Source organism: Pseudoxanthomonas helianthi (assembly GCF_017939625.1).
Lineage (GTDB): Bacteria > Pseudomonadota > Gammaproteobacteria > Xanthomonadales > Xanthomonadaceae > Pseudoxanthomonas_A > Pseudoxanthomonas_A helianthi.
The window spans coordinates 1,588,425-1,595,376 of the sequence record NZ_JAGKTC010000001.1; the positions used below are offsets into that span (position 1 = coordinate 1,588,425).

Annotated in this window: 9 protein-coding genes; 7 read left to right on the plus strand and 2 right to left on the minus strand. The window is 67.3% G+C overall.

Going from position 1 to position 6,952, the window contains the following annotated elements; translation table 11 throughout:
• Positions 1–3 precede the first annotated feature (3 nt).
• From lptM to hslU, 6 genes are all read left to right on the plus strand, one after another.
• Positions 4–252, plus strand: a complete 249-nt coding sequence (gene lptM, locus J5837_RS07220) for an LPS translocon maturation chaperone LptM (RefSeq protein WP_210535995.1) — start codon at positions 4–6, stop codon at positions 250–252.
• A complete protein-coding gene (dapF, locus tag J5837_RS07225) occupies positions 239–1,090 on the plus strand; it encodes a diaminopimelate epimerase (protein WP_244755696.1) in 852 nt (283 codons plus the stop codon). Before lptM ends, dapF begins: the two co-directional genes overlap by 14 nt.
• A 12-nt stretch (positions 1,091–1,102) precedes the next feature.
• A complete protein-coding gene (locus tag J5837_RS07230) occupies positions 1,103–1,774 on the plus strand; it encodes a DUF484 family protein (protein WP_210535996.1) in 672 nt (223 codons plus the stop codon).
• A gap of 93 nt (positions 1,775–1,867) precedes the next feature.
• Positions 1,868–2,785, plus strand: coding sequence for a tyrosine recombinase XerC (xerC, locus tag J5837_RS07235; protein WP_210535997.1), 918 nt, complete (start codon positions 1,868–1,870; stop codon positions 2,783–2,785).
• Between the two features lie 148 nt (positions 2,786–2,933).
• Positions 2,934–3,485 carry an ATP-dependent protease subunit HslV gene (hslV, locus tag J5837_RS07240; RefSeq protein WP_210535998.1) on the plus strand — a complete coding sequence of 184 codons (552 nt, stop codon included), beginning with the start codon at positions 2,934–2,936 and terminating at the stop codon, positions 3,483–3,485.
• Between the two features lie 157 nt (positions 3,486–3,642).
• A complete protein-coding gene (gene hslU / locus J5837_RS07245) occupies positions 3,643–5,007 on the plus strand; it encodes an ATP-dependent protease ATPase subunit HslU (RefSeq protein ID WP_484573293.1) in 1,365 nt (454 codons plus the stop codon).
• A gap of 151 nt (positions 5,008–5,158) precedes the next feature.
• On the opposite strand, the gene J5837_RS07250 is transcribed toward hslU, so the two are convergent.
• Both J5837_RS07250 and J5837_RS07255 read right to left on the minus strand, forming a co-directional pair.
• Positions 5,159–5,608 carry a hypothetical protein gene (locus J5837_RS07250; RefSeq protein ID WP_210536000.1) on the minus strand — a complete coding sequence of 150 codons (450 nt, stop codon included), beginning with the start codon at positions 5,606–5,608 and terminating at the stop codon, positions 5,159–5,161.
• A 141-nt stretch (positions 5,609–5,749) separates the two neighbouring features.
• Entirely contained in the window at positions 5,750–6,247 is a 498-nt protein-coding gene (locus J5837_RS07255; protein ID WP_210536001.1) for a cupin domain-containing protein, read from the minus strand.
• A gap of 178 nt (positions 6,248–6,425) precedes the next feature.
• On the opposite strand from J5837_RS07255, the gene J5837_RS07260 reads away from it, so the two are divergent.
• Positions 6,426–6,773, plus strand: a complete 348-nt coding sequence (locus tag J5837_RS07260; RefSeq protein WP_210536002.1) for a zinc ribbon domain-containing protein YjdM — start codon at positions 6,426–6,428, stop codon at positions 6,771–6,773.
• Positions 6,774–6,952 lie beyond the last annotated feature (179 nt).

Below are 6,952 nucleotides of genomic sequence, written 5' to 3' on the forward strand. Positions count from 1 at the left end.
CCGATGAAGACCTCGCTTCGCCTCGCCTTTGCCGCCGTCGCGCTGGCCCTGCTCGCCGCCTGCGGCGCCAAGGGCCCGCTGTTCCTGCCGACCAAGGACGCCCCGGCCGAAACGCCGGCAGCCCCCGCCGAAACCCCGGCGACGGAAACGACCCCGACGGAAGCCGCGCCGGCCGAGCAGCCGGCGACCGAACCGACGACCCCCGAATCCGCGCCCGTGACCCCACCGTCCACGCCGGATGCGCGCCGCTGACACGCCCGTGCTGCGCTTCAGCAAGATGCACGGCGCGGGCAACGACTTCGTCGTGCTCGACCTGCGCGATGGCACGCCGCCGCCCGATGCCGCGCTCGCCGCGAAGCTCGCGGACCGCCACTTCGGCGTCGGTTGCGACCAGATCCTGACCATCGAGGCGCCGCGCGCGCCGGGTTCGGTCGCGTCCTATCGCATTTGGAACGCCGACGGCTCCAACTCGCAGCAATGCGGCAACGGCGCGCGTTGCGTCGCCGCGTGGCTGGTACGCGATGGCGCGGCGCAGGGCCGGGAGTTCAGCATCGACAGCCCGGTGGCGACCCACGTGGTCGAGGCCCTGCCGAACGGCGATTACGCGGTCGCACTGGGCGTGCCGGATTTCGAGCCGGCGCGAATTCCGCTGGCCGGCTTCGCCACGGCGCAGGACATCTACGAGACCGATCTGGAGGGCCACGCGGTGCGCTTCGGCGCGGTGTCGATGGGCAATCCGCACGCGCTGATCGAAGTGACCGATGTCGATGCGGCGCCGGTCGCCGCGCTAGGCCCGCAGTTGCAGCGCAGCGCCGCCTTCCCGCAATCGGCCAACATCGGCTTCGCCGAAATCGTCTCGCGCGACCGCATCCGCCTGCGCGTGTACGAGCGCGGCGTCGGCGAAACCCTCGCCTGCGGCAGCGGCGCCTGTGCGGCGGCGGCGGTGCTGATGCGGCGCGGCCGCGTCGACCGCGACGTGACCGTGGCGCTGCCCGGCGGCGACTTGCGCATCCGCTGGCCGGACGGCAGCGCGCAGGTCATCATGTCGGGACCGGCGGCATTCGTATTCGAAGGGGAATGGCTTGTCTAGGAGCAGGACACCGTGAGCGATATCGAGAAACTGGGTGCGCACGAAGTCGCGGCTTGGCTGCGCCGGCATCCGACCTTCCTGCGCCAGTTCCCCGATCTGGCCTTGAGCCTGGTGGTGCCGCGCGACGAAGGCCCGACCGCGTCGCTGGCCAGCTACCAGCTGGACGTGCTGCGCGACAAGAACCGCGAACTGTCCAAGCGCCTGAACGAGCTGTTCGCCAACGCGCAGGAAAACGAACGCCTGGTCGTGCGCACGCACCAGCTGACCCTGGCGCTGCTGAAGCAGAACAGCGCCGCCGACACCTTGCGCGCGACCGCCGCGTCGCTGGAAGAGGATTTCAACGGCGACCTGGTGCGGATCGTGTCGTTCAAACCGGTCCCGGGGCTGGAGGAGGCCGCGTGGCTGCAGGTCGTCGAACCCGGCAGCGCATCGCTGGCGCCGTTCCGCGACTGCCTCGCCGACGGCGAGCCGCTGTGCGGCCGCCTGCAACCGGAAAAGAACGCGCTGCTGTACGGCGCGCGCGCCGGCGAAGTCGCCTCGTCCGCGCTGTTGCCGCTGCCCGGCATCGGCCTGGTCGCGGTCGGCAGCCGCGACGGCAACCGTTTCTATCCCGGCATGGGCACCTTGTTCCTGCGCATGATGGGCGAGGCGCTGGCGACGGCGCTCAGGCGATTCGATGGGTAACCGAAACGCTTCTTGCCGTCATTCCAGCGAAAGCTGGAATCCATTTTGCGTCTGCTCCCGATCGTGAGCGGAAAAGGCAACCTCAAAGTCAAAATGGATCCCGGCGTGCGCCGGGATGACGAACGAAATGCTGGTTCGTCGATCGTCGATTTTCTTTCCCACTTGCAAGTCGAGCGCCGCATGTCGGCGAACACGCTCGACGCCTATCGTCGCGATCTCGACGCGTTGCAGGCCTGGGCGACGGAGCAGGGCACGGCCGATCCCACGCAGCTCGACACCGCACAACTGCGCGCCTTCATCGCCGCCGAACACCGTCGCGGCCTGTCGCCGAAGAGCCTGCAGCGCCGCCTGTCGGCCTGCCGCAGCCTATTCGCGTGGTTGCTGAAGCACGGCCGCGTCGCCGCCAATCCCGCCGCCGGCATCCGCGCGCCGAAGGCGCCGCGCAAGTTGCCGCAGGTGCTCGATGCCGATGAAGCCGTGCAACTGGTCGAAGTGCCGACCGATGCGCCATTGGGCCTGCGCGACCGCGCGTTGCTGGAACTGTTCTATTCCTCCGGCCTGCGCCTGAGCGAACTGTGCGCGTTGCGCTGGAACGCGCTGGACCTGACCGGCGGTTTCGTCCAGGTCACCGGCAAGGGCAACAAGCAACGGATCGTGCCGGTCGGCTCGCATGCCCGCGCCGCGCTGCAGGCCTGGGGCGACGAGCAGAAGGCGCCGGTCGACGCCTGCGTGTTCCCCGGCCGCGGCGGTGCGCCGATCTCGCAACGCGCGGTGCAGATCCGGATCAAGCAGCTGGCCCATCGGCAGGGCCTGTTCAAGCACGTGCACCCGCACATGCTGCGGCACAGCTTCGCCAGCCACATCCTCGAGTCGTCGGGCGACCTGCGCGGCGTGCAGGAACTGCTGGGCCACGCCGACATCTCGACCACTCAGATCTACACGCACCTGGATTTCCAGCACCTGGCCAAGGTCTACGACGCGGCACATCCCAGGGCCAAGCGCAAACCGTAGGAGCGCACCTGGGCGCGACCGGAAATTATCCGGAGCGGAATTCTCCGCGTGGCGCAATTTCCATGGTCGCGCCCAGGTGCGCTCCTACAGAAAGGCTTGAACCCCTCCGGCCTGCCCCCACCTACAAGTGGGTACCCCGGAGACCCCAATGGATCCCAGCCAGAATCCCAACGTGTTCCACGCCACCACCATCATCGCGGTGCGCCGCGACGGCCATGTCGCCGTCGCCGGCGACGGCCAGGTCACCCTCGGCCACACGGTGATGAAGGGCAACGCGCGCAAGGTGCGCCGGCTCGGCCGCGACGGCCAGGTGCTGGCCGGTTTCGCCGGCGCCGCGGCCGATGCCTTCACCCTGTTCGAACTGTTCGAAGCCAAGCTGGAAAAGCACGGCCAGTTGCAACGCGCCGCGGTCGAGCTGGCCAAGGATTGGCGCACCGAGCGCCGCCTCGGCAAGCTGGAGGCGCTGCTGGCGGTGGCCGACAAGGACACCTCCCTGATCATCAGCGGCACCGGCGACGTGATCGAGCCGGAGGACGGCATCATCGCCATCGGCTCCGGCGGCAGCTACGCGCTGTCGGCGGCGCGCGCGCTGCTCGCGCACACGCAGCTGGACGCGAAGTCCATCGCGGTCGAGGCGCTGAACATCGCCGGCGACATCTGCATCTACACCAATCGCAACGTGGTGGTCGAAGAGCTCTGATCCGCCTTCCCCCTTCGCAGAAGGGGGATCGAGGGGAATCTGCTTTTCGCGCCAAGGCTGCCAAGAGCAAATCCCCCGTAGCCCCCTTGGAAAAGGGGCGAAGCAAGAACGGAAGAACCTTTCGAATCCCGCCGCACCAACGAATCGCCAAGCACAAATGACCAATCACGAATCCTCCACCATGACCCCGCGCGAAATCGTGCAGGAGCTCGACCGCCACATCGTCGGCCAGCACGCGGCCAAGCGCGCGGTCGCCATCGCGCTGCGCAACCGCTGGCGGCGCATGCAGCTGCCTCAGGAGCTGCGCAACGAGGTGATGCCGAAGAACATCCTGATGATCGGCCCGACCGGCGTCGGCAAGACCGAAATCGCCCGTCGCCTGGCCACGCTGGCCAACGCGCCGTTCGTCAAGGTCGAGGCCACGCGCTTCACCGAGGTCGGTTACGTCGGCAAGGACGTCGAGCAGATCGTCCGCGATCTGGCCGACACCGCGGTGAAGATGTACCGCGAACAGGCCAAGGTGCGCGTGCGCACGCAGGCCGAGGAACGCACCGAAGACCGCATCCTCGATGCGCTGCTGCCCAAGCGCAATCCGGGCGGTTTCGGCTTCGGCGGCGATCCGGTCGCGCAGAGCGTGGCCGTCGACGACGATACCCGGGCCAAGTTCCGCAAGATGCTGCGCGCCGGCGAGCTGGAAGAGCGCGAGATCGAAATGGAGTTCGCGGTCAACGTCGGCGTCGACATCATGACTCCGCCGGGCATGGAGGAAATGGGCCAACAGCTGCGGCAGATGTTCTCCAACCTGGGCAACGCCAAGTCGCAGACGCGCAAGCTGGCGATCAAGGCCGCGCGCCCGCTGCTGCTGGACGAAGAGGCGGCGAAGCTGGTCAACGAGGACGACGTGCGCGCCGCGGCGATCGAGGCCTGCGAGCAGCACGGCATCGTGTTCATCGACGAGATCGACAAGGTCGCCAAGCGTGGCGACAACGTCGGCGGCGGCGATGTTTCCCGCGAAGGCGTGCAGCGCGACCTGCTGCCGCTGGTCGAAGGCAGCAACGTCAGCACCAAGTACGGCACGGTCAAGACCGACCACATCCTGTTCATCGCCAGCGGCGCGTTCCACCTGGCCAAGCCCAGCGACCTGATTCCGGAGCTGCAGGGCCGTTTCCCGATCCGCGTGGAATTGTCGGCGCTGTCGAAGCAGGACTTCGTGCGCATCCTGACCGAACCGAAGGCGGCGCTGACCAAGCAGTACGTCGAGCTGCTGAAGACCGAAGGCGTGGGCCTGGATTTCAGCGCCGACGCGGTGGACCGCCTCGCCGAGATCGCCGCGCAGGTCAACGAGCGCCAGGAAAACATCGGCGCGCGCCGCCTGCATACGGTGCTGGAACGCCTGCTCGACACCTTGAGCTTCGAAGCGCCGGATCGCGACGGCCAGTCGCTGGCCATCGATCGCGCCTACGTCGACGCGCACCTGGGCGAGCTGGTGCAGGATCCCGATCTGAGTCGTTACATCCTGTAACTCGATGGCCGGACGATCGCCTGGATATCCTGCGGGCGTTCGGATCGCGGTGCCGAGTCGATTGGGTCGACTCGGCCCCGACCCTGGAAATCGGAAAAAATGCGCTCCCCTGCCGCGCCCGATGCGCGACCCGCTTCGGGGGCTCACTTCGTCATGGGCTGACGAAGAGTTGTTGCACGCGTTGGACGAATTTTCGGCGAACGCCCGTTGGCGTCGCAGATGCCACCTGCATCGACCCCACGCGAACCACGGACATTCCCATGCCTGACGTCACCACGCCGGGCCGCTGCCCGCCCTTGTAGCTGACGATGTATACGCCAGCACCTCCGGCGCCGCTTTGCTCCGAAACGGCATCGATCGTGCCCTCGTAGGTGCCGCAGTTGCGGCCATTGCCATCGCAGAGGATGTTGCTCAGCTTGAAGCTGGCAGCGGTAAGTCCTGTCACTGGCAGCCCGTTCTCGTCCATGACGCTGAGGAACATTCTTCCTTCGTTGGCCGTGTTCGTTCCCGACACCCTTCCTGAGAGAGCCCAGGAACCGGCGTGGGCGGTGGTGGCGATGAAAAGCAAGGCCGCAAGTGCGGCAGGAATACGGATGTGCATGGCGCCTCCTGGCGTGGCGGCGCGGCGGCATGCCGCGCCCGCCACCTGATACGGGGAAACGCGGCGGGGATTACGAAGGGCGCCGCGCTGCGTCCAGCCAGGCCGATGGCCGGGTGATCGCCCGGCCGTCCTTATTGCGCCTCAATTCGATCCGGCGGCCTTGGCGACATTACGCGGATCGTCCTTCGGGTCGATGTAGTTGATCTCGAACGGACCGGTGCTCTGTATCTGCACGATGGCGCCGCCTTTCGAGCTGGCCATGTGGTGCATCTTCGCGGGCAGGTTGACGAAGTCGCCCGGCGACAGGGCTTCGTCGTGCGCCATGTCGGCGGCGCCCATCGACAAGGTCAGGTCGCCTTCGACCAGGGTCACGGCTTCGTCGGTCGGGTGCCAGTGGCGCGGCACGCGGTAGCCGGCCGGCATTTTCAGGCGCAGTGTGAATACGCCCGGCTGGCCGGGATTGCCGACCAGCACCGCGGCCTGCGCGCCGGGCGGCAACGCGGGTGGCGCAGGCCCCCAGGTGGTCGCGGCGGCATGGGTCACGTTGTGCGACATGGCCATGCCGGCATCGGGCTTGCCGGGATCGGTGGCGAACGCGCTGCCGGACAGCGCGAGCAGGAGCACCAGGTACGATTTCATCGGCGGAATCTCCGTTGAAGGTGCCCGCCCGGGGCGGCGGGCCGGCGGCACGGGTGCCGCAACGATGGCAACGCGGCACGCGCCGATCGACGGCCATTCGCCATCGTTACCGACGCATCCAGGCCGCATCTGTGCGCCGACTATAATTGTCGGCCCTCCTGCATCCCATTCCACGCCGATGACCACGCTGCCGCCTTGCCCGCAATGCAATTCCGAGTACACCTACGAGGACGGCGCGCAGCTGGTCTGCCCGGAGTGCGGCCACGAATGGTCGGCCGAAGCGCCGGCCGCCGCGGCCGCCGATGATGGCGTACGCATCATCAAGGACGCCAACGGCAACGTGCTGCAGGACGGCGACAGCGTCACCGTGATCAAGGACCTGAAGATCAAGGGCTCGTCGCTGGTGGTCAAGGTCGGCACCAAGGTTCGCAATATCCGCCTGGTCGATGGTGACCATGACATCGATTGCAAGATCGATGGCATCGGGGCGATGGGGTTGAAGTCGGAGTTTGTGCGGAAGGCGTGAGTGCGAGTTGGACTCAGTGCGTCTGGCCGCAACAACCCATCGTGGACAATCTATCCAGAGGCGGGCTGCCCCATGACGCGCTAGACCCAACTGTGAATGTCGGCGAAAGGCGTTGAGCGCGCCAATTCCTCTATGGATTTTCACTCTGACCGTCGGCTTTCGGCCAGGAGCGGACGTTC

Coding starts and splice junctions, on each gene's coding strand:
- hslV (WP_210535998.1), top strand. CDS start 2,934: ATGGATCCCAGCCAGAATCCCAACGTGTTCCACGCCACCACCATCATC.
- hslU (WP_484573293.1), top strand. CDS start 3,643: ATGACCAATCACGAATCCTCCACCATGACCCCGCGCGAAATCGTGCAG.
- J5837_RS07250 (WP_210536000.1), bottom strand. CDS start 5,608: ATGCACATCCGTATTCCTGCCGCACTTGCGGCCTTGCTTTTCATCGCC.
- J5837_RS07255 (WP_210536001.1), bottom strand. CDS start 6,247: ATGAAATCGTACCTGGTGCTCCTGCTCGCGCTGTCCGGCAGCGCGTTC.
- J5837_RS07260 (WP_210536002.1), top strand. CDS start 6,426: ATGACCACGCTGCCGCCTTGCCCGCAATGCAATTCCGAGTACACCTAC.
- xerC (WP_210535997.1), top strand. CDS start 1,868: ATGGATCCCGGCGTGCGCCGGGATGACGAACGAAATGCTGGTTCGTCG.
- lptM (WP_210535995.1), top strand. CDS start 4: ATGAAGACCTCGCTTCGCCTCGCCTTTGCCGCCGTCGCGCTGGCCCTG.
- dapF (WP_244755696.1), top strand. CDS start 239: ATGCGCGCCGCTGACACGCCCGTGCTGCGCTTCAGCAAGATGCACGGC.